At 46.9% G+C, this 22,734-nt stretch carries 11 protein-coding genes; all 11 read right to left on the reverse strand.

Annotated features, from left to right (window positions below; translation table 11 throughout):
- Positions 1-785: 785 nt before the first annotated feature.
- The 11 genes from CW734_RS14010 to CW734_RS14060 all read right to left on the reverse strand — a co-directional run bounded on the left by CW734_RS14010 (position 786) and on the right by CW734_RS14060 (position 22,676).
- Entirely contained in the window at positions 786-1,901 is a 1,116-nt protein-coding gene (locus CW734_RS14010; protein WP_101191200.1) for a bifunctional metallophosphatase/5'-nucleotidase, read from the reverse strand.
- Positions 1,902-2,083: 182 nt separating this feature from the next.
- Complete coding sequence (locus tag CW734_RS14015) at positions 2,084-4,549, reverse strand: cell wall-binding repeat-containing protein (RefSeq protein WP_101191202.1); 2,466 nt, start codon at positions 4,547-4,549, stop codon at positions 2,084-2,086.
- Between the two features lie 371 nt (positions 4,550-4,920).
- Entirely contained in the window at positions 4,921-9,456 is a 4,536-nt protein-coding gene (locus CW734_RS19470; RefSeq protein ID WP_269801464.1) for a cell wall-binding repeat-containing protein, read from the reverse strand.
- A 714-nt stretch (positions 9,457-10,170) separates the two neighbouring features.
- Positions 10,171-10,884 (reverse strand): hypothetical protein, encoded by a 714-nt coding sequence (locus tag CW734_RS14025; protein WP_101191205.1) that lies wholly within the window; start codon positions 10,882-10,884, stop codon positions 10,171-10,173.
- A gap of 16 nt (positions 10,885-10,900) precedes the next feature.
- On the reverse strand, positions 10,901-13,162 hold the full coding sequence (locus tag CW734_RS14030; protein ID WP_101191206.1) for a cell wall-binding repeat-containing protein: 2,262 nt from the start codon (positions 13,160-13,162) through the stop codon (positions 10,901-10,903).
- A gap of 269 nt (positions 13,163-13,431) precedes the next feature.
- Positions 13,432-15,306: an LTA synthase family protein gene (locus CW734_RS14035; RefSeq protein ID WP_101191208.1), complete on the reverse strand. Its 1,875-nt coding sequence runs from the start codon at positions 15,304-15,306 to the stop codon at positions 13,432-13,434.
- 1,359 nt (positions 15,307-16,665) lie between these two features.
- Entirely contained in the window at positions 16,666-17,925 is a 1,260-nt protein-coding gene (locus tag CW734_RS14040; protein ID WP_101191210.1) for a cell wall-binding repeat-containing protein, read from the reverse strand.
- Positions 17,886-19,040, reverse strand: a complete 1,155-nt coding sequence (locus CW734_RS14045; protein ID WP_101191212.1) for a SpoIID/LytB domain-containing protein — start codon at positions 19,038-19,040, stop codon at positions 17,886-17,888. Before CW734_RS14045 ends, CW734_RS14040 begins: the two co-directional genes overlap by 40 nt.
- A gap of 192 nt (positions 19,041-19,232) precedes the next feature.
- Positions 19,233-20,618 carry a cell wall-binding repeat-containing protein gene (locus CW734_RS14050; protein WP_101191214.1) on the reverse strand — a complete coding sequence of 462 codons (1,386 nt, stop codon included), beginning with the start codon at positions 20,616-20,618 and terminating at the stop codon, positions 19,233-19,235.
- A 238-nt stretch (positions 20,619-20,856) separates the two neighbouring features.
- Positions 20,857-21,954 (reverse strand): glycosyltransferase, encoded by a 1,098-nt coding sequence (locus CW734_RS14055; protein ID WP_101191216.1) that lies wholly within the window; start codon positions 21,952-21,954, stop codon positions 20,857-20,859.
- Positions 21,954-22,676 (reverse strand): WecB/TagA/CpsF family glycosyltransferase, encoded by a 723-nt coding sequence (locus CW734_RS14060; protein WP_101191218.1) that lies wholly within the window; start codon positions 22,674-22,676, stop codon positions 21,954-21,956. Before CW734_RS14060 ends, CW734_RS14055 begins: the two co-directional genes overlap by 1 nt.
- Positions 22,677-22,734 lie beyond the last annotated feature (58 nt).

The raw sequence follows: 22,734 nt of genomic DNA on the forward strand, positions 1-22,734 counted from the left end.
GCAAGGTGCTTGATGTGATGCTCAAACAAACTTCTTGTCCTCTGCGGCGGCTCACCCTTGGCGCCAGCGGCTGAGAGATTTCATTACAAACGGACTGTTTAAGCAGGTCTGCTTCTGTATGGAGTTGCCGGCTAGTGGGGAAATCGCTTCCCGAGTCGAGCTTGTGTGGAGGTTGCGGTGATTTTCGTGTGCAACAGTTGCAATTATTGATTTCAGCATCAGCTTAGTAGTCGCTGCCGGGCTTTGGGTTGGCCTCTTGCCATAAGCCAGAAAGAACGACTGTCTTACGGCATCGGCTCACCCTTAGCGCTCGACAGCTAAGAGAATTCGTTGTGAGCAGCTTGTTTAATCGGACCTGCTTCTGTATGGAGTTGCCGGCTAGTGGGGGAATCGCTTCTCGGGATGAAACATCTGTCCCTATGATGTTAAATCGAAACGCTTTCGTTAAAATTAGCACTCGTGATCGTCTTGTCTTTGATTAAGGTGATACAACTTAAAAAGCCTGAAGTATCTTCACACTTTTTATTTAGTGAACAGAATAAATTTCCTTCCTCTCTAAAATTAGAGACGGAGTGGAAGGGGCCGACTCCGGGAGGATTAGCGAGACAATTGAGACCCTGCAGGAGCGCAGCGACGAAGCGGCTCAATGCGAGCCCTCCGGAAAGCGTGCCCCTGAAACGAAGTCGAAAGTGGAAACTGTTCCTCTCTCATCTTTTTCTCTCCATACATCCTATCCCACAAAAAAACAAACACCCCTTCATCGCGAATGGGTGCCTGTTTTGTGTTCACTTGATAAACGCTTCATATGTATCGAGTTCGCCGGCTTTGATGACATGTCCGATAAAGTCTTCGTAGCTGACGATGCCGAGTGCTGTGGCTTCATCGAACAGTTCCTGCACGCGTGCTGTGTCTGGATGGATTTCTGCGTTTTTGGTCGGGTGCAGTTTGCCGGAATGGTCGACGATCTTGCCTGCTTCGTCGAAAACGACGTTCAGTTCACCGAGGTTGGTATCGTATTCGCCGGTCTGCACGACCAAGGTATCGCCGATCTGGTTCGGCGGGTTGGTCGTAACGTGCGAGTGGCCGCCGATAATGACGTCGATTCCTGGCACTTCTTTGGCCAATGTCCGATCATGCCCGACGCCGATATGTGTCAGCGCCACGATTTTATCGATGCCGATCGATTCAAAATGAGCGACGGCATTTTTAGCAGCTTCTGTATAATCTGCGAACGATACGTCACCAGGTACGGTCACGACTTCCTTATAATGCGTGATGCCGAAGATGCCGATTTTTTCGTCGCCAACTGTTTGCACGAAGCCTTTATTGATGCGGCCATCTACGGGCTCTTCCGTATAGCTATAGTATGCATAGGGTTCAAGGAATTGATCTTGCGAGAAGTCGACATTGGCGCCAAGCACTGGATGCGCCGCATGTTCTACGTAGGTGCTGAGCGGGCCATGGTCGACGACTCCTTCACCGAGGTCGAACTCGTGGTTGCCGAGCACCATCCCGTCGTAATCGAGGTGGTTCATGAACACGGCATTGGCGAGCGAATCCTGCGCTTTTCGCCCAATTTCCCAAGAGGTCACATCCCCTGCCGATAATAAAAGATGATGGGTGCTGGTTTCGCGAATGTCTTCAATCAGTGAAGCTCGCCGTGCGATATTGTCCATAACTGTATGGGTGTCGTTCGTATGGATCAAAGTCAGTTCGAACGGTTCAGGTTCCACGGGTTCTGGTTCCGGCGATTCATCTGGCTTGGTGTCTGTTGAAGCTGTTTCTTTTCGGTCTGGTGCTTCTGCATCCCCAAACCCTTCACTTTGGTCTTTTTGCGGCCAAATGAGGAAGGCTGTGAAGGCGACCATGATCGCCGCTAAGAATGTTACGATTTTTTGCATTGTTGTCACTTCCGTTTCTCTACATAATCTCTATAGATAGTCTACTATAAAATATGGAAAAAATACGGAATCTCACGGATTCTTAACCAGGTCTTAATACTTTTCTCAATATCTTTACGAATAGAAGTTGAGAAGACATAAAAATACCCGGCTGCCTTAGCAGCCGGGTATTGATATTTCGATTAATCGTGCAATGCTTTGATGACTTCTGGAGAAACGACTTGCGTTCCGCCTGAAGTGAAGACTGTGCCATAGTAATGCGCACGATTTTCAACAACAGAGTTGACGCTGTCTTTCTTAACAAGAAGCATCGGTGCTTCATATGCTGCTGCAAGAGCGTTCCCTGTCAAAGCATCAGGGAAGTTCTGGCCGTTTGCAGCCAAGCCTTCAACCGCGCCATCGAACAGGCGATCTGCAACTGCTGCAGAAGTCAGGTAACGGTCTGCGCCGCTGATGCGGTCAGCGTTCGGCAATTCGTCCGCTACGTCTTCAGAAACAGCTTGCGATCCGCCGATGATCGTTGTTGTATCATAATTTTCAAGTTCGTTCGCAATGACAGATGGGATACGGTCAGGACGCGTCAACAGGATTGGCTTGTCGTTGACTGCTGCATAAGAACCAGCGGACAAAGCATCCGGGAAGTTCAAGCCGCTTACGACAACTGCATCAGTTGCTGCTGTTTCAAGTTCATTCGCGATGGCAACAGCTGTATCATAACGTGTTTCCCCGCCGATGCGTTGAACATCAAGGTCAAGTTCTTCAAGTTCAGCTACCACATCAGCTGAAACGGCTTTTGTGCCGCCAAGTACGATGGCATTTGTTGCGCCAAGGCGTGCGATTTCTTCAGCGACGCCAGAAGCCAATGCGCCAGAGCGAGTCAATAGGATTGGAGCTTCGTTTTGGTCAGCTAGTGGAGCTGCTGTCAAAGCGTCCGCATATTGGTCGCCGCGAGCGATGACTACAGTATCAGCTGATTCCCAGCCTTGTTTCGAAACGGCGATTGCTGTTTCGTAACGGTTTTCACCAGACAAGCGCACTTGGTTGATACGGCGCTCTTCGTATGGCTCTACACCTTCATCAGCGAAGGATTGTGCATGCTCTTCGAACATTTCCCAGTCTGTGAAGCCAGGCTCAGTAACACGTCCCTCTTCATAAGCTTTACCAAATGAGTCAAAACCGTCGCCGCCTTTAGCAGTGAACGAGTTCGTTGCGACTGTATACGTTTCTTCCAAATTCAATTCGTCGTAAGTTTCCCCACCTGTGTCAACAAAGACAGACAAGACGCGTTCGCCTACTGGTGCTTTGCCGTCATAGTTGAAAAACATGCCAGATACGTGAAGGAATCCGCCGTTTTCTTTCGGGTATTCACGGACACTGTGCTCAAGAGCATCTTTGAGTTCCTGGCCAGTGACTTCCATGATTGCCAAGGCATTGCCGAATGGCAAGACTGTCAATACTTCACCATAAGTGATTGGGCCTGGCTCGATGGAAGCACGGATGCCTCCGCCGTTTTGTAGGGCGATCGTTGTATCAGGATTGATTTGCTGCGCTTTTGCGAGCATGCCATCCGTGATGAAGTTTCCAAGGTTCGTCTCGCTTGCACGAATTCCGAACTCTCCGCGCGTGCCGTTCAAGAAGACATTTGCTTCAACACCGATTTCCGTTTCTTTCAATTCTTCCACTTCTTCTTTAAATGGCTCAAGGATTTCTGCCGCTTCTGCATCTTCTTCAGCAAGCGCAACTTCGTGGTGCTCACCGACAAAGTTTGTTACATTTCCAGCTTCATCGAAAGTGACGTCCAATTGGCCAAGGAACTTATTATATTCGTTCGCTTGGACGATGACTGTATCTTCAACTTGTACTGGTGGCAATAATTTTGTATGTGTATGTCCGCCGACGATTACATCGATTCCATCTACTTCTGCAGCGAGCGTACGGTCGTTATCGACTGCTGCGTTATCGTCATAGCCGATGTGCGTCAAAGCAACAATTTTATTGACTTCTTGTCCTTCAAACCATTCAACTGCTTCATTTGCCGCGTCGATATAATCAGTGAAAAGGATATCTTCCGGGCTTGAAATGTCAGCTGTTTCAGCAGTTGTTAAGCCAAAGATCCCAACTTCCTCACCGTTCACTTCTTTCACAACGCCGCTGTAGATTTGTCCGTTAGCAGCCGTTTTCGTAAACGCTTCGCCTGCTACCAGCGGTGACATATTCGCATCGCCTGAGAAATCAACGTTAGCCCCGACCAACGGGAAGTCTGCTCCGCCAACGAATTCAGCTAGTGAAGCGTGGCCTTCTTCGCTCGAACCAAGGTCGAACTCGTGGTTACCGAACGTCATGGCGTCATACTGCATATAATTCATCAACGCCAAATCCGCTTGCCCTTCGAAGGTGTTGAAATACAATGAGCCTGAAAAAACGTCGCCTGCATCAAGCAATAGGTTGTTCGTATTCTCCGCACGAAGCTGCTTGATCAAAGTTGCGCGTTTCGGCGCGTTGTCCAGGTTCGCGTGCGTGTCATTCGTGTGCATGATCGTTAACTCGAAATCGCCTTCAGCTGCCTCCGCTTTTTGCGAATCGTAGATCCCGACGACTGTCAAAGCCAGTGTCGTCGCCATTACAGAAGTGAAAATCTTTTTCGGCATTTCTACACCATCCTATCAATTTTTTTTGACGAACGTCTCTCAGGGCTGTATCTTTCTGACTATGTATGAAGACGTTTGTCCCTATTACCCATAATACTACAAAAGATTTCGAAGGTAAGTAAAATTTTGATAAATATTTCGAAAACGTTTACATTTTTTCTGATGAAACTTTCTTTTTTACTATTTTATCCAATTTAACAAAGTTGATTATTCCATTTTTCAATTTCTTATTGCTTTTTTTCGTCCAAGTAATGAATGAGTTTCTTCTATAAAATACATGTTCATTGAAACGCTTAGCCCACAAGTCAAAATCAAGCTGCCATAGGCAAAGAAAAAAACGGAGCGCCCTCAGGCACTCCGTTTTCTGCTTCTTATTTGTTGTTCAAGTACTCGTCCAATTGCTTCAGGATTTCATCGGATACTGCTTGTGATCCACCGATCACTTTCGCGTATTCGACGCCATTCTTCTGCAAGTGTTCGCCAAGTTCTGCTGGTACGGATTTACCTACCAAGTAGACGCCAGTGTCATGTTTCGCTGCCAGCGCGCCGCCTGCTAGAGCATCCGCATAAGATTTGCCTGTTGCTACGTAAACAGTATCAGTTGGGCTACCGAAATATTTCGCTACTTCAAGTGAAGTTTTGTAACGGTCAGAACCGCTGATACGGAATGAGTTAGGAAGCTCTGAAGCTGCCTTCTCGCTGATAGCGCCAGTTCCACCGATGATCAAGCTGTTTTTCACACCCAATTTCACCAATGCTGCTTTTGTTGCATTCGGCACTGAATCTGTACGGGAAAGCAAGATCGGTGTGCCTTCAGATCCAGCATAGCTAGCTACGCTTAGAGCATCCGGGAAGTTTGTTCCGCTGACAACGATAGCTGATTCGGATTTACCGAATTTCTCAGCAATTTTCGCTGCAGTTTCGAAACGATCAGCACCACTGATGCGTTCTACTGTAATGCCGTCAGATTTCAATTGCTTCACGACATCTTCAGAAATCGCTCCAGTTCCACCAAGAACGTGGACTGTTTTCGCGCCGAGGCGTTTGATTTCTTCATAAGTGTCAGCAGGCAATTTAGCCGTACGGGACAATAGAAGCGGTGCATCTTGTTGCTTCGCGAGTGGTACACCAGCTAGAGCATCAGCGTAGTTGTCGCCGCGCGCAAGAACGACTGTGTCGGAAGATTCCCAGCCTTCTTGGCTCAACTCAACTGCAGTGATGTAGCGGTCTGCACCGGAGATACGTTCTGCACGAAGTTCAGAATCAACACGGTCGATCTTCACTTCTTTTTCAACTTTGTTGCCAGCGCCGTCTTCTGCAACAACCGTGAACGTGTTAACGCCAGGTGCCAAGTCGACTTTCGCTGTTACTGTTTTACTGATTGGGTCAGCCAAAGTGATTTCATCAAAGACGTCTTGGTTGTAAAGCACATCTCCATCAAGTGATAGTTTCACCATATTGAAGTTATCTTTTACTGTAATGTCGAATTCCACTGACTCTTCATCTTGGTCAACAACGCTAGGAGCGTCGATTGCAAGCGTCGGGTTCGTTGTATCGACATAAACTGGACGGATGATTGAAGACGTGTTGCCGTTGTAATCTGTCGCTTCGAACTTCACATCATGGCGGCCAGTTTCAAGCTCGATTGTTGTATCGAACTCAAAGCCTTTATCTGTTTCAGTGAATGCTACTTCTTTGCCGTTCACTTTCAAAGTCTTCAAGTTTTCTTCCACTACATACCCTTTAACCGGTACAGTGTTTGTTGCGTAAAGGCCAAGAGCAGCTGGGCCGTTATCATCCACGTAGATGACTGGTTTCACAGTATCATCCACATTTGAGATTCCATAACCCATGTTATAAGCATGGTCGTAAACTACGACTTCAACTTTGTCAGCTTCTGAAGCATCCAAACCAAATTCATCCAGTTCGATGACTGTTTCTTCTGGTTTGAAGTAACCTTCCGCTGGTAAACGCTTGCCGTCAATATTTACGGAGAATTGTTTGACGCCTACTCCTTCATCAGACAAGGAAACTTCCAATGTGTTGTCATCTTCATTTACAGTAACTGAAGCTTCTGGTGCGACTGTATCGATGTAAACCGGCAATGACTTGCTCTGCCATTCTGCATCTTCGTAGTCAACTTTCGCTTTGTACTCATATTCGTACAAGCCATCTGCTGCTACTTTTCCTTTCAATTTGCCATCCCAAGCGCGAGCCTCTGAATAGCTTAGGTATGTTCCTGATCCACCGTTAAAGTAGTTCTTGCGAACATCTTTCTCGATATTGACCGTACGTACTTTCTCGCCTTCCGCATTCAAGATATTTGTTTGGAGCTCGTCCGCGTTGCGTAGGAGCGTGATATTGCCGTTGATCTTATCGTTCAAGCCGTCATTGTTTGGAGATACCGGGTAAACCCACTCGCCATCAACTTCAACGAGGTCGTAGTAGTAAGCTCCATCATCAGCATCTTTAATGCCTAGATCATAGTACCGCTGATAGAAGTGCGGCTCGTCTTTTTCTTCGACACCGAAGGAATCAATGATGTCCGGACGGTCCCATTCGCCGTAGAAGCTGATGTATGGCAAGACCAAATCAGGATTAGACGATCCTTCTTCAGCTGTCAATTTCACGAAGCCTTCTACAAAGACATCTTCTTCAAGCGCTTTAGTGATTGCGTTGCCATCTTTATCAAGCCCTGGCACTTTGCCTGCGCTGATATCGATTGTCACTGTTACGTCCGTTGTTCCGTTAGCTGGTACAGTTACTGTTTCCGGAGCCGTTACTTTTGCTCCTTCAAGCGCGCCGGATTGGAGCAAGTTGGACGTTACATTGCCTTGTTCCTGGAACATATCGACAAGCACTGAAGTGTCGACTGAATACGTTGCCGCTTTGTCTGACAAGTTTTCAGCTTTCAATGTGAATGTGAATGAATCGCCAGTGAAATCTTTAACGTTCACTTTCGCTTCGTCTGTCGCTTTTTCAGTCAAGACTACAGGAGTCGTGACAGCGCCGTTAAGCTGCATCATGCCTGCGCCTTGGCGGCGAGGGGAAATCGTGTCGCCTGATTTTCCGTGAGTGATGTCAGCTGTGTTCAATAGCAATACTTTAGCAAGGCGAGTGCGTTCTTCTAATGAAAGGTTTTTGAACTCGTCATGGTTTTTCAAGTATTGCTGAACAAGTGCTGCGCCACCCGCGACGTGTGGAGCTGCCATGGATGTTCCGCTCATGACGCCATATTTGTCGTTTTCAAGCGTCGACAAGATATTTCCGCCTGGTGCAGACAATTCAGGTTTGAACTCAAGGTCCGGAGTTACGCCCCATGATGTGAAGTCTGTTGCACGGCCCACTTCTGGTCCTTCTTCCACATTCGTTTGTTCAACATCAGCGCCAAGTTCGCCGTCTTCAGCAAGCGCTGCTTCAAGCTCTAAGCCGTCTTCACGTGTAATCTTCATGAACGGGATATCCCAGCCGCCTTGATCTTTGTAGAATACCGGGTTGTCCGAGTTATAAACGATGATTCCGGCTGCTCCAGCTGCTGCCGCCCAAGTTGTTTTATCCGCGAACGAATGCTCTCCGCGTTCAACGACCACAACTTTTCCTTCTACATCAATGTTTGCATAGTCTGCAGCAGCTCCCAGTGCACTCGGGTTGCCAGTCAAGTCTTTCAAGGATACAACTTCGATGTCATCGCCTTCTACTTCGAAATCAGTCCAGTCATCCACGCCAAATCCTTCAACAGTGAAATCATCGAACTCGACATCATGCGTGAAGTGGTTTACGACATTTCCTGTCGCTGCGACTTGGATTGTGTCCTTGTTAAGTCCAGGAGACCCAACTAAACCATAATCCGGATTGTCGTAATGTGGGTTGTCGTAGCCATATCCAATATGTCCAGAGTTGCCTGCAGATACAGCTGCCACGATGCCGTTGTTTACAGCGTTCGTGATTGCCTTGTCTTCTGCGCTGTCAGCGTCATAGAACGAAGAAGTTGAACCTAGGCTCATGTTCAATACATCTGCGCCAAGCTTCACTGCATCGTCGATTGCTGCCAAGTAGATATCAGAGAATGTTGACGGGAAGTTGACATCATTCGAGAACACTTTCATGCCCAAGATCTGGGATTCAGGTGCTACGCCTTTAATTCCACCGTTTTCTTCATCGCCATTTGCTCCGACCGTACCTGCTACGTGCATGCCGTGCATGGATGCGCCAGGGCCATCGTCTTGGATTTGGTCGTTTTTATCATAATAGTTGTAAGCATAAGGAACTTTCACATTTTTGTATGTGCCTCTCAAGCCGTCTTTTGAAACCAGCCCATCAACATCTGATTTCGTCAAATCAACTTTTGACTCATCAGTGATATTGAAATCTTTGTGCGTTGGATCGACGCCAGTGTCGATAACTGCAACGACCATGCCTTCACCTTGGAACTTGCTGTCAGCCCATACTTGGCGCGACTGGATGAAATCATGGCTTGTAGTCATGTCAGGCGTTACTTCTGGTCTTTCGTATTCGTTTGCAATGTATACGTTCTTAACGTTCGGCAAGTCTTTGATCTTCTCAACGTCGCTGAATTTCACCACGCCGCTGAAGCCGTTGAATGCCGTCGTATAATCGAATTGTGAGTTTAGCTCAACGCCTTTGGAAGAAATGGTTTTCTTCACGTTTGTATGCGCTTTTACTAATTGAGTTTCAATCTGTTCTCTTTCTGTCTTCGCAAGCTCTTTGTATTGGACGCCTTTCGCAGATGCCACTTCAACCGCTGACTGGCCTTCAATTTCAACAATGACTCGAACTTCTTCGTTCGGGTCCAATGCATCTTTTTGAACCATTTCATCATTTTCTTTTTTCTTAAGCTGTTTGATCAATTCCGCTTTTTCATTGGAAAGAACGTTGATTGCCTGCAACTCTTTTCATTGGCTTTCTTTATCGCCAGATGTAGCACTTGCAGTCATAACACCGTTACTTGCAACTAAACCTGCGATCATAGCGACAGATACAAACTTTTCCAGCTCTTTGAACCGTTTTGCACAATGTAGCCTCCCTAATGTTTTTCCGAGGAAATTCAAATTATGTATGTTTCCAACTTCTGTACTCATTTCCCACAGGTAAAATAGTAACAATAGTCTTACAATTATGTCAATATGTTATTTGAATATTCTTGTGAATAGAATTAATGGAATTTTATAGAAATCGTATAAGTATAAAGATGATTAATAGAACAATATATTCCTGCGTTTTCTCTATGTACAAGGTACCTTTTCGCAAAGTAAAATTTTCGAGTCACGAATTATAATGGTTCTTTAAGACTATAAATAGTGATTTTATTTTTCTTTTTATTTTTAAAATTTACTAGGTATAAATATTTTCTTAAATTTTTAGTTCGAAGAAAATCCATCTCATTTTCTACTATTTTCATTTTATTCACGCTTCTCGATATGTTCCTCTCGCAATTAAATTTATCAGGAGTTATTTGCTCTTCTTATAAGAACTCGTTTCCTGGCATATGTTGTCATCCCCTAAATTGAAAACGCGACTTCCTGTTGCTCAGCTGAATAAGCTGTTCTTCGGCTGATCATTAAAAAAGAACCAGCCGCCAAATGGCAGCTGGTTCTCCGTTTTTATTCGTAGCTTACTAAGCCGACAACAGATTCCTGTTTTTCGTCTCGGTTCGCGACTACCGTTTTTTCCTGGATGAATCCAAGACCCGGCGCGAAATAGCGTGTCATGGTCGTTACTTGATCGGAAGCGTCAGATTTCAGTACTTGTTCAACTACCAATACTTCTTCGAATGTACCGGCATCAGTTTCCAAGACTTCATCATTCGAGACGACAATCCACTCGCCTTCTGCGCTGTTGGCTTCATCGATCATGACGACCGGCGCGTTCATCGGCACCAATCCTTCGATCGAAATGTCGCGCTCGCCTTCGAGTTCAGATGTTTCGATCAGCATGTTCATGGACGACTCTGTCCACTCCGTCACTTCAATCGTAGCAGCTTCGCCGAATGTAATTTCTTCGAGCACTTGGTTGCCGGACACTTCTAGCACTTCACGCGTCAATTCGAAGTCTTCCACTTGGAACTTCTTGACGAGTCCGAGTTCAGGCATATAAAGCTGCAAGCCTGTTAGGTCTGTCACTTCGATTGGTGCGTCTTCAGGAGCTTCTTCGGTTGCTTCCACTTCTGTTTCAGTTGTTTCTGTTTCCGTGGCTTCGGTTTCGGTTGTTTCTGTGCCGCCTGTGCCGTTATTAGCGTCTTCCGCAGAATCGGTCACAGCGGTGCCACAGCCGCCAAGCAGGACGGCTGAAAGCAAAAGACCACTGAATTTCTTCATGTATATAACCACCTTATCATTTTTGCATTGCGTTGATCGTTGTTTTCACAGATGGGTTGATGGCGCCGCCGATATAGTACGTGCGGTTGATCAATTTCTCTGTACTGTGTTGAGTCAATGATGTTGTTAAATCTGATGGCATTGAATCATCCGGCACCAGGAATAGTGGCGCGTTGTAACGGGCAGAGACTGCCGAGGATACGAGCGCATCCGGATAGTTCGTGCCAGTTGAGACGATCAAGCGGTTGGACATGAAATCATCTGCAAAGAAATCAATTGCAGCTGTTCCTGTTTCGTAACGCGTTTTGCCGGATAGGCGGCGGACGCCGTCAGCACCGATTTCACGTTTAACTGCTGTTTCCAATGAAGCTGGCACTGCAGATGTTCCACCGATGATGACGACTTCGTCACCGAAAGCTGTTTTCAAGCTATTCGGCACAGGCAATCCTTCACGGACCAGCACGATCGGCCAGTTTTTCACGACGGCAACACTCGCTGCGGTCAAAGCATCTGGGTAGTTATCGCCAGCTGTGACGAAGACGCCATCAGCAGAAGGCAGTTTCGCGTTGATCTTCTCGTTTGTTTCATAGCGCGTCGAGCCGGACAAGCGCTCTGTGCTCATGCCCATGCTCTTCAGCTTGCTTTCGACTGATGTCGAGAGTGCAGCTGTTCCGCCGACCATAATGACGTGTTTCGCTTTCAAGCGTTTCAATTCTTGCTCAACTTCTGCCGGCAAAGCGCCTGCTCTGCTCAACAGAATCGGTGCGTTGCCGTAATGTGCGGCAAGCGGGCCAGCTGACAAGGCATCCGCGTATTGTGCAGATGTCGCAAGAACTACTGTCTTTTGCGCTTTTGTAGAAGCAAAGCCGTTCGGGTAAAGCAATTTCGAAACCGCGACAGCCGTCTTCAAGCGGTCAGAGCCTTCGATGTTTTGCGGTGTGTAGGAATACTTTGTTTTGTCTGTGTTCGTAAAGATGACTTTCTTTGCCCACACATCATACAATTCGGAGTTCGGCCAGTTGCGCGCATAGTCGCGGGCTTCCTCACGGTTGTAAAGGTGGACCATCTCGCCTTTGTCTTTCGAACGGACGATGAAGTTTTTGCGTTTAAAGTTCGACCAGACGATGTCGTCTTCAAGCGTCGACTCATCGATTACGGATCTCTGCGGTGTTTTTCCTGCATGCGAAATCGCTGCTTCTTCTTGGTAGAATCGCGCCACTTCTTTATCACTGCCGTCTAGGACTACGTATTTCTTCGGCAAATAATTGGACCAAAGCACAATGCCGGTTGTCGTATGGACAACGCGTGTGTTCTTCCATTTTTTCGCTTCGTTGATCGCTTCTTGTTCTGTACCGAATAGATTATCTTTCATTTTTACGGATGGATGATAAATGCCATAAACTAATGGACGGTCAACCGGTTCCGGATCTGGCTTTGTCGCGCCGTCTACTTTTCCGGTTTTCTTATGGATCACATAACTGCCTGAAACAGTTTTTGAGTAATTCAATGCATCGGTTTTCGATGTATAGTGTTTGATTGCTTTGCCGTTTTTGTCGTTGACGACATAAACGTTAAAGAAATCATCTACGCCTTTTGCAACATTCGCTGCAACTTTCTGTTGGAACCAAGCTTGCTTGATCATCGCTTCTTCTGTCGGGTTGGACATATACCCAACTTCAAGCAGTACAGCTGGTACGTTTGATGTACGTGTTACGTAAAGGCTGTTTGCGACGATGCCGCGGCCTTCCTTAACGCCTGAATTGATGACTGCGCGATGCGTGTCCGTTGCCAAACGCCCGCTTTCCGGCGAGTAATGGCGTTGCAATACGGATGGTGGATACGACGAACTCGCAAATCGATTATCGAAATAATACGTTTCGTACCCACCGTATGTAGGTGATCCTGTCGCGTTGTGGTGAACAGAGATGAACACGGTGTTATCATTATTCCCACTTGAGATCATTCCGTTTGCGACTTTCATCCGCTCCACAAGATCCGCACTGGATGAAATGCGTGAAAACTGGACATCGGATGTTCTGGTCATGTGAACAACAAATCCTCTTTTCTCTAGTTCGGATTTCAATCGCTTCGACACTTCCATATTGGCGTGTTTCTCGTAATAGCCGGTTCGGTTTCCTGAGTAACCAGCCGTTCCGCCATATGCTCCTCCGTGTCCCGGATCTAAAATAACAGTTGGCTTACCGGCTGCCGAAGCAGTTCCGGTTCCTACTCCAATGGCTAGCAGCAACAACAGCACGAACAAAAGTTTCTTTTTCAATGCTACATTCCCCTCTTTCTGACCTAATAGTACGGGGGAAAATTAGGAGAAACAAGAGAATTTTACAATATTTTCTTAAAATGATTCTTTATACAGCGTTTAAAAGTAAATTTTTCAGACGTAAAGATAATAGTCCTATGTAAATTACGAAAAACCCTCTAATTGTATACAAAATTTAGGTATTTATAATCAATATCTTTTTATTGATTATGCAATAAATTTGCATTATCATTCGTAAATTTGAATTAACAAAAAAAACCAGAGAAGAGTTAACTCTCTTCTCCGGTCTCTGTTTCTTCGTCGTCATCCAGGAAATTGCTCAGCAATGCATCGGAATGGTTTAAGATTTTCAACGCTCTTTCCTGTGTCTGTTCAATAATTTCTGGCTCCGGTTCGATCCGCTCCATCGTCTCGAAGTCGTAATAACGTTCCGGATACCGTGCGTTCTCCCCTAAGTACATATGGTCTCCCGTAATGTAAGAGCCACCTGGGAGATAATAGCGCACTGCAAGCAGGTTATTCTCATATTGCAGCATATTATGCCCGACCATCGGCGCTTGCGGTTCGATGCCCATCAAATTCATGATGGTTGGCATCATGTCCACTTGCCCGCCAAAATTCGAATTCACTTCCGACTCTAATGCTCCAGGGGCTGCGACAATGAACGGCAAAAGAAAACGATCTTTCAACGAATAAGTATGCCCGAGCAAGTCGGCCATCAGCTCGTTGTCCTCTTTTGTCATTGGCCGGCCATGAAGCCCTGAGTGATCGCCGTTGACGACAATTAGGGAATCTTCATAAATGCCTTCCGCTTTTAGGAAATCGATGAATTCCCCTACTGCTTCATCGGCGTAACGGATGGATTGCAGGTAATTTCCTGTGTAGGTATCTACGTATTCTTCCGGCAACTTCAAATACTTGTCTTGTTCACGCACTTCAAAAGGCGTATGGCTCGTTACGGTCATCAAGTTTGCATAGATTTTTTTCCCAGAGGCGATTTGCTCTTGTATTTCACCTTCTGCAAACTCGAACATCGTCCGGTCGGATGGCCATAACCCAATCATGTCTTCATTCGGAATCTCATCGCTCGAATACGCATAATCAAATCCAAGCGATGGGTACAATTCCGCGCGGTTCCAATACTCCAGCTTGTCCGCATGGTAAGTCGTCGTGTAATAATCACGCTCATTGAGCATATTGACAAGCGATGGCAACGGGCTGCCGTTCAAATAATTGACCGTCGGATCCAAGCCTCTCGTCAACAGTGACATATGCAATAGCCACTCGGCATCAGATGTGTTGCCTGCACCGATCTGTTGGAACATGCGGTCAAAATACAGGCTGTCGCCAAGCAGTTCGTTGAGATTCGGCGTCAACTCTTGCCCATCGATCGATTGGTTGATAGCGAAGTTCTGCAGGGATTCGACTTGGATGACGAACAAGTGGCGATCTTTTGCGATGCCGAAGCGATCGTGTTCCGTATAAGGCACAAACTCGTTGCCTTTCAGCTTAGCCAGCTCCTCATCCGAAATTAAATGCATTTGGGCTGACGCGCTATTTTGCTGTGCCGCCTGGACCAATTGAGTCTGGACAAAGCCTTGTTCCTTGGCGAATAAAGTCATATCCAAAATCGGCTTTTGCAAAGCAACTACAGTTGTCGCTACACTCAGCACCACCAAAACAATTGCTGCAACGCTTATTTTTTTACGGTTTTTCATTGCCAACGGCCGCTTCCAATACAGGACGAACAATGCGATATAGACCACAATATCTGCAAAGAACAGGAAGTCAAGCGGCGCATACAATAAGCTCACCGTTTCCATAACCGATCCGGCTTGATCGCCTTGCTGCAAATCAAAATAGCTCGGCACGGTCTGGAAATAGCGCTCATACCAGACGATCGACACAAGAAGCGCCGAAACGAACAGATTGTAGATTAACGCAACGAGCGGACTAATCCGGCGAAGCACAACAAACAGTAATACCGGCAAGAGCATGAATACCGGAAAGTCGATAGCCACGAGCCGTAGCCAGGATACTTCACCATAGACTAGGGTACGGAATACCCCCAGCTTAATGAGCAGAATGACGGATAAAATCACTAATACCAGCAACGGGGAATTAAGTTTTTTTGTCTTTTTCATAATAAACACCTCGTAATCAATGAATCCATCATAGCATCTTTATTACAATTATTACAATAGAGCTAATATTAGGTAAAGACGTCAGACCATAGTGCAGGGTTCCCATGTCCCCTCTCATCCCGTGAGCGGCAAGGGATGGCGATTATTTTTGATGTATTGTGATTTTACGGAAAATTAATATGGAAGATTGGGGTTCTATGTTCTTATTAGCTTTGCCGGCTAGTGGGGAATCGTTTTCCAAGACATGTTTGAAGTGGATAGTGAGAGTTTAGGTGTTAAATTGTTTCGATGTTCGATTCTGGCTTCATGTTGTTATTCGCCGCCGTGCTTTGGGTTGGCCTCTTGCCATAAGCCAAGAAGAACACTTGTCTTACGGCGTCGGCTCACCCTTGGCGCTAGGCGGCTTGGAGATTTCATTGATTCGGGTGTGTTTAATCAGATCTGCTTCTTTATTCAGTTGCCGGCTAGTGGGGGAATCGCTTCCTGAGTCGAGCGCATGTTGAGGCTTGCGAGGGTTTGCTTGTGAACTTGTTTCTGTGCTCTGTTCGAACTTCACTTGAATAGTCGCCGCCGGGCTTTGGGTTGGCCTCTTGCCATAAGCCAAGAAGACCACTTGTCTTACGGCATCGGCTCACCCTTGGCGCTAGGCGGCTGAGAGATTTCGTTGATTCGGGTGTGTTTAGTCAGATCTGCTTCTTTATTCAGTTGCCGGCTAGTGGGGGAATCGCTTCCTGAGTGGAGTATATGTGAGGCTTGCGAGGGTTTGCTTGTGAACTTGCTTCCGTGCTCTGTTCGAACTTCACTTGAATAGTCGCCACCCTGCTTTGGGTTGGCCTCTTGCCGCAAGCCAGGAAGAACGCCTGTCTTACTGCATCGGCTCACCCTTGGCGCTAGGCGGCTAAGACATTTCAATGCATACTGGCTGTTTAAGTTGTTCTGCTTCTGTAACTAGTTGCCGGCTAGTGGGGGAATCGCTTCCTGAGTTCTAGCGTCTGCCATGTTGGTGCTTGTATCGAAAACCTTGTCGATGGAACAGAACTAATTAGTCTCTCCACAGCAAAAGTGATTTGAGCTACACAACATAATGCATCTCTACATTTTCCTCGAGTGGACTAAAAATTTTTTCTTTCCCTTTAAAACTAGAGACGAAGTGGAAGGGGCCGACTCCGGGAGGATCAGCGAGACAATTGAGACCCTGCAGGAGCGCAGCGACGAAGCGGCTCAATGCGAGCCCTCCGGAAAGCGTGCCCCTGCAACGCAGTTGAAAAGCGGAAGCTTCTCTAATCACTTGATTGCGAAAATTCCACACACAAAAAGCCGCCCTCGTGAGGACGGCTTTTGTTAGATCATCGATACTATTTATTTCACAAATTGGGAAGTGTGTTCGATCGATACGTTCTGGTAATAGAAATTCAAGATTTGTTCGGCGCTGTGGCCGGCTTTGGAACGGTTATAGGATCCCCACTGGCTCATGCCGATGCCGTGGCCGAAGCCGCTGCCGTCCATGACGAAACGGTCTACTGCATCCACGATGTCAAAGTCGACGCTCTTCAAGTTCGCCCCGCCCATCAATGTACGGAAAGCGGTCATGTTCGGTGAGCTGCCTGCTTTGTACGTGATGATGGCTTGGTGCTTTTTCAAGGAAGAGCCGATGTATTCGTTGCTCGCTGTTTTCAAGGCAGATGGAATGACCGATTCGCCGCCAAGATAATAAGCCTGGTCTTTCGTCAGTTTGCTGATGTGTTCCATATGCTCAGCCGGCAAACGCGCTGGATCTGGGTGCAGCATCAAAATTGGTGAGTTTGTTTTTGCCGCAAGAACAGATCCCGCGAGCGCATCGACAAATGAATGCGCATTGCCGACCACCAGGTTTTTGCCGTTCATCGGCAACAGTCGGTTGATTTCCAGGCTGGTTTCAACGCGGTCTTTTCCGCTGATGCGGTTGCTCAAGATGCCGCGGTCGAACAATGCAGTTTCTACCGCTTCCGGGACAGCGGTCGTTCCACCGATTAAAATGGCTTTTTCAGTAGACTGATTTTCCAAGAAAGATAATGTCGCTTCGGGGCTCTTAGCGCCCATATGGATAATGATCGGCAATTGATGCGCTGCTGCATAAGCGGATGCGGACAAGGCATCGGACGAGTTGTCATTGCCCGTTGCGAATAGCACGGTTTGCATTTGCCCGATCTCCTTCGCGATCAATAACGAAGTTTCTGAACGGGTTTTGCCTGCTAGACGCTTGGTCTGGAATCCTTTTTGGCTCAGTTCTTCTTCAACGTTTTCAGAGATGGCCGAAGTTCCGCCAAGCAAATAAACTGTCGCGCCTTTTACGGTCTGTTGCTCCAGGAAGTTTTCGACTGAAGACGGCAAGCTGTCATTTCGGGTCAATAGGACGGGTGCACTGTGTTTATGCGCGAGAACGGTTCCGGCCAGTGCATCCGCTGGGACATCTCCACGTCCGAGGACGATGGCGGGCGCTTTTTCAGTGCCGACCGTTTCTTTAGCAATTTCAACGGCTGTGTCGTAGCGGTCTTTTCCGGCTAATGTTTTCGATGCAGCACCCGCTGCCATGTCGAAGTTCAATGCGCCGTTTTTGCTGTTACGGATATAATAGTCCATTTCAAGCGTAATGGATTGGACTTTTCCGGTATTCGAGAGTTTTCGGTTTGGATGTTATTGATGGATGCGATTTTGATCGATTCGACAGTCGAATCTTGTGCTTTTGCTTTTTTCAATAGATCTTTTTTGAAATTGGTAAATGTCGTTTTGCTTTGTTCACCGACAATTGCGCTGTTCAAGTTCAATTCGCCTGTCGTATTCCACCAAGTGGCCGGAGCCATCACATCGGCAGTCGCAGGCAGCTGCTGTTTGAGCCAGTTGAGTTTCCACAAAACGCTTTTGGTGTCGAACTCATCTTCTTGCGTAGTAGAGAGATATGGCAATTTGCCTGACCAGTATTGCTCAGGAAGTTCAGTTTGCCCGCCGTTGCTTGATGAAAAATAGGCTGTGACAAAGCCTTTTTGGCCATCCGCTTTTTTATAAGTGAGGATTTGCCCTTGTGTTTCGTCGACTGCACGGTTCGTATATTCGTAAGCTGATTTGTAATGAGGGGATAATGGATCCCACATAAAGCCTTTGTAAACTTGGAAAGTCGTCGTGTCATCAATTTCCAATGTGCTTTGGCTCATTTTGGAGAAAACATAGGAACGGGCTGCAATCGCTTGGGCTTTCAGCGATTCCATGCCCCCGCTTGCTCCCCAGCTGGCCGGACTTTCAGATGGCACAACGCCTTTTAGGTAATCTTCAAATGGCAAAGAGTTGACCGGCTGGATTTTTGTCGTGCCGGACATGCGGAATAGAATGGTGCCGAGATACGGGTGGATCGTCTGGGATCCAGGCTTATAAAGATGGATGCTGTTGGCTTTTGAATAAACAGACGGTTCAACCGTCACCGTGTTCAAGCCGCTTTTCAAGGTTTGGCTGCCTTTTTTCAATACCAGTTTGCCAGATGACACTTGCACCTGGTAACGCGTTCCTTTTTCCAACTTCACGGTTTTGTCTTCTTTTAATTGCGAATTGCCTTGTGGAATGAAATCAAAGCTAGTGTTTGTGCCCAAGTTATTGGTCAGCCGTACTTTGACTGTGAAATCATCCGTTGCAGAAACGTTGGCCGCCCCTCCAGCAAGAACGCCGATAAACAATAGCATGGCCAAACCCTTCAGTAAAATTCTCAATGCTTTTCCCCCTAATGGTGATGTTTTAAATGAACATTCTCTCTTTTTTAACAGTATATTCTAGAATTTTATTAAAAGGTACATAAATTTTCTAAATATTTGTAAATAATACCACCAGCAAAATTTACTTTCCTTATGCCTCTGTGTTCTCACTATCTATGCGGGCAAAAAAAAATGGCCGAAGCCATTTTTTTAATCTGTGTACGAACGGATGGTGACGATTTTCTTGTCCCAATGTCCCCAAGAGGTATCAAGCGCTGTGATCGCAACGCCTGTGCTTGTTCCAGCGTGGATGATTTTTCCATCGCCAATATAAATTCCAGCATGTGATGGGCGTGTCGGCGTGCTTCTGACCAAATCAAGCAACACAATATCGCCGACTTTGACGTTCGCATAGCTGACCGGTTTGCCGGATTGTGCCATTAATGCCGTTGTTCTTGGGATGGAGATCCCGTTTTTATTGAAGACATACATCAAATAGCCTGAGCAATCAAATCCTGATGGCGTTGTGCCGCCCCAGCGATACGGAGTGCCGATATATTTTTTGGCTTCATCGATAATATCAGAACGGATATCCACTGATGGCTTGACGACTGGAATAGCAGCCGGCTTTGGATTCGGGTTCAGTGCTTCTTTGGAAACTGCTGTTTCCCCGCCGATGACCGTTAAATTATTCACATTTTTATTATTAATGATATCTTTTGTCGGTGATGGCAGGTCCGCTTGACGCACAAGCAAGACTGGCTTCTTCTGTTTTCCGCCAAGAGCAGAACCCGTAAGAGCATCGGCAAACTGCTGGCCGGATGCGACAAGTGAATTTTTAACAGTTGATGGGTAAAGTTTAGCAACGACTGCTGCTGCTGTGGCATAGCGGTCTTTACCGGCAATGCGCGATACAGCTGCTGTCTCATCGATTTTTTTATAGACGGCTGAACTGACGGCACTTTCGCCGCCGACAACTGTTACGCTCTTATAGTTTTTCACCGCTGCTGCGACTTCTTTTGACATTCCATTTCCTGAAGTCAATAAGATCGGTTTGCCGTTTTCAGCAGCATGTGAAGCGATTGACAAGGAATCGGCGTAACCGGATCCGCTCGCGACAACTGCCGATGCTCCACCCACTCTTTCTGCGATCAATGCTGAAGTTTCAGAGCGGTTGCTGCCGGCGATACGCTCGACTTGCATGCCTTTGCCTTTTAATTGGTTGACGACTTGGTTGGAAATGACGCTTTCACCGCCAAGGATGGTTGCGTTCTTTGCCCCTAAGCGGCCGATTTCGGACATGATCGACGCTGGTACAGCATCTTTTTTCACCAATAGGATCGGCGCGTTCAATTTCTTGGCGAGCGGTGCTCCGGCAAGAGCATCCGGGTAGTTATCGCCGATAACAAGAACAACATCCTTAGTGCTGTGATAGCCCCAGCCTGCACGCGCTACTTTGATGGAAGTCTCGTAGCGGTCCGATCCCGAGATGCGGTCAAAATTTTCAAAGACGCTTGCTTCTGAAGTGGAAGCAAAAGCAGTCACTGATAAAGCAGTTGCGGCGATCATTGTTCCAAACCATTTTGTCATTTTCATATGCTTCTTTTTCCCCCTGAGTTCTATAGTCTGTTTATCTGTATTTATTAGGTAATTTTTTGTTCTGAATAATTCAGAGTTTATCACTGAATTTATGAGAGTAATATTACATTTATATTACAGGCATAATAAAAAACCCCTTGAGACAGAGCTCAAGGGGCTTCAAAAACCGCGCCATACATAGGCTGAACGGTATGTTTCATAATATTAACAGTTTAAAATAAACAGGAGTAATTACCTAGTTTAGCTTCAAAACAGCGCTATAAACTCGTTGAGTTTCCCGTTGCAGGTTTTCGTTGGAAAAATTTTCTTTTGCGAAGCTTCGAAGCATGCTCCCCATCTCGCGCGTATCCGCATCCATCGCCTTTTCCATCACGTGTTTGAGTGCATCTGCACGCCCCGGTTCAACGATCCATCCGGTTTTTCCAGGATCGACGAGTGCCGGCACGCCGCCAACATTTGTCGCAATGACCGGTGTGGCCATATCTGCAGATTCCAATAGCACGAGCGGAAAACTTTCGCTATGCGAAGTCAATAAGGATACATCCGCCGCATACAATAATTGGTCGACATCATTCCGCGCTCCCAAAAATTGAACGCGCTCCGAGATGCCGAGTGATGCTGCCTGTTCACTTAATTTCTGGCGCAGGTCGCCTTCACCGATTACCCATAATTTACATGGCCGGTCGATTTGGGCCAAAGCGTCAAGCAAGATATCATGGCCTTTGACTGGATGAAGGCGTGCCACGATCGCAAAGACGAACTCATCTTCTCTGGTGTCGAGCGATTCGCGAATGGCCCGTTGATCAAAGTCCGGCAAGGTTTCATGGAAATTGATGCCGTTGAACACAGGAGTGATTTTTTTCGGTTCGACGCCCATTTGAACGAGCATATTCTTGAATCTTTCTGACACGGCAAACAAATGGTCCGCACGGCGCATCGCCCGCTGGTTCAAGATCGTAAACACTTTCGCAAGCGGCTTGGGCTGATGAAGAAAGTCGAGTGTCGGGTCGCTATGGACTGTGATGAACCACGGCATGCCTAATTTTTTATAGACGGAATCGATCAAAAAATTGGCGCGTGCCCCGTGGGAATGGACGACTGAAAATCTGCCTTTTTTCAAGACCATCAAAATTTTTCTTGGAGCCGACCGGTCAAGACGGCTGTTTTGCTGGACAACCGTCACAGGAATTCCGGCTTTTCTCGCGTCTTCCGCAAAGGCGCCTTCAGTCAATAATAGCAACTCTGCTTCTACAGGAGAGTTGGCCAATAGCTGCAATAAATGCTTTTTGGAGCCTCCAGTTTCGCCGCCGCTAATTACATGCAATACTTTCATCAGCGTTTTCCGCCTTTATCGCGTACGGCTTTGATGAGAAATTGCGGGAGCGCCATTTGGCGTTTGATGCGCGTAGGCTGGCTGGCAAGACGGTAAAGCCATTCGGTTCCTGTGTTCAAGAACAGCTTTGGCGCACGTTTGACATTGCCGCTATAGACATCGAAACTGCCACCGACACCCTGGAAGATATTGACGTCCAATCGCTCCATGTTTTCGCGGATGAACAATTCCTGTTTCGGGCTGCCGAGCGCGACAAATAAGATCTGAGGTTTTGCTTCGTTGATCACCTGGATGATTTTTTCAGGATCTTTCTCATAGCCGTCGAGTGTCCCGGCGACGACGAGGTTTGGGTATTTCGCTTGGATGTTTTGTGCAGCCAGTTCTACAGTCGCTTTTTTCGCCCCGTACATGAAAATGCGGTGGCCATGTTTATTCGCGAGCTGAAGCAGTGCATCCATCATGCCGATGCCAGTCACGCGTTCGCGAATCGCGCCTCCGCGCATGCGGGAAGCGATTTTAATGCCGACTCCGTCCGGAATCTGGTATGTCGATTCGTTCAACATTGTCCGGAGTGCCGGGTCTTTTGAAGCCATCATGACTTTTTCAGGGTTGATGGCGACAATGCGCGATTTGCGCCCGATTTCGATATCGGTTTGGATTTTATCCAGCAATTGCTGTTCGGTCTCTTTATTGACGGTGACGCCTAAAATTTCTTCTTTCATGTAGTTCGTGCCTCCATGCAAAACCGCATTTCCAATAGCTTGAAAATGCGGCCGTGTA

It is taken from the genome of Planococcus sp. MB-3u-03 (assembly GCF_002833405.1).
In the GTDB taxonomy this organism is placed as follows: domain Bacteria; phylum Bacillota; class Bacilli; order Bacillales_A; family Planococcaceae; genus Planococcus.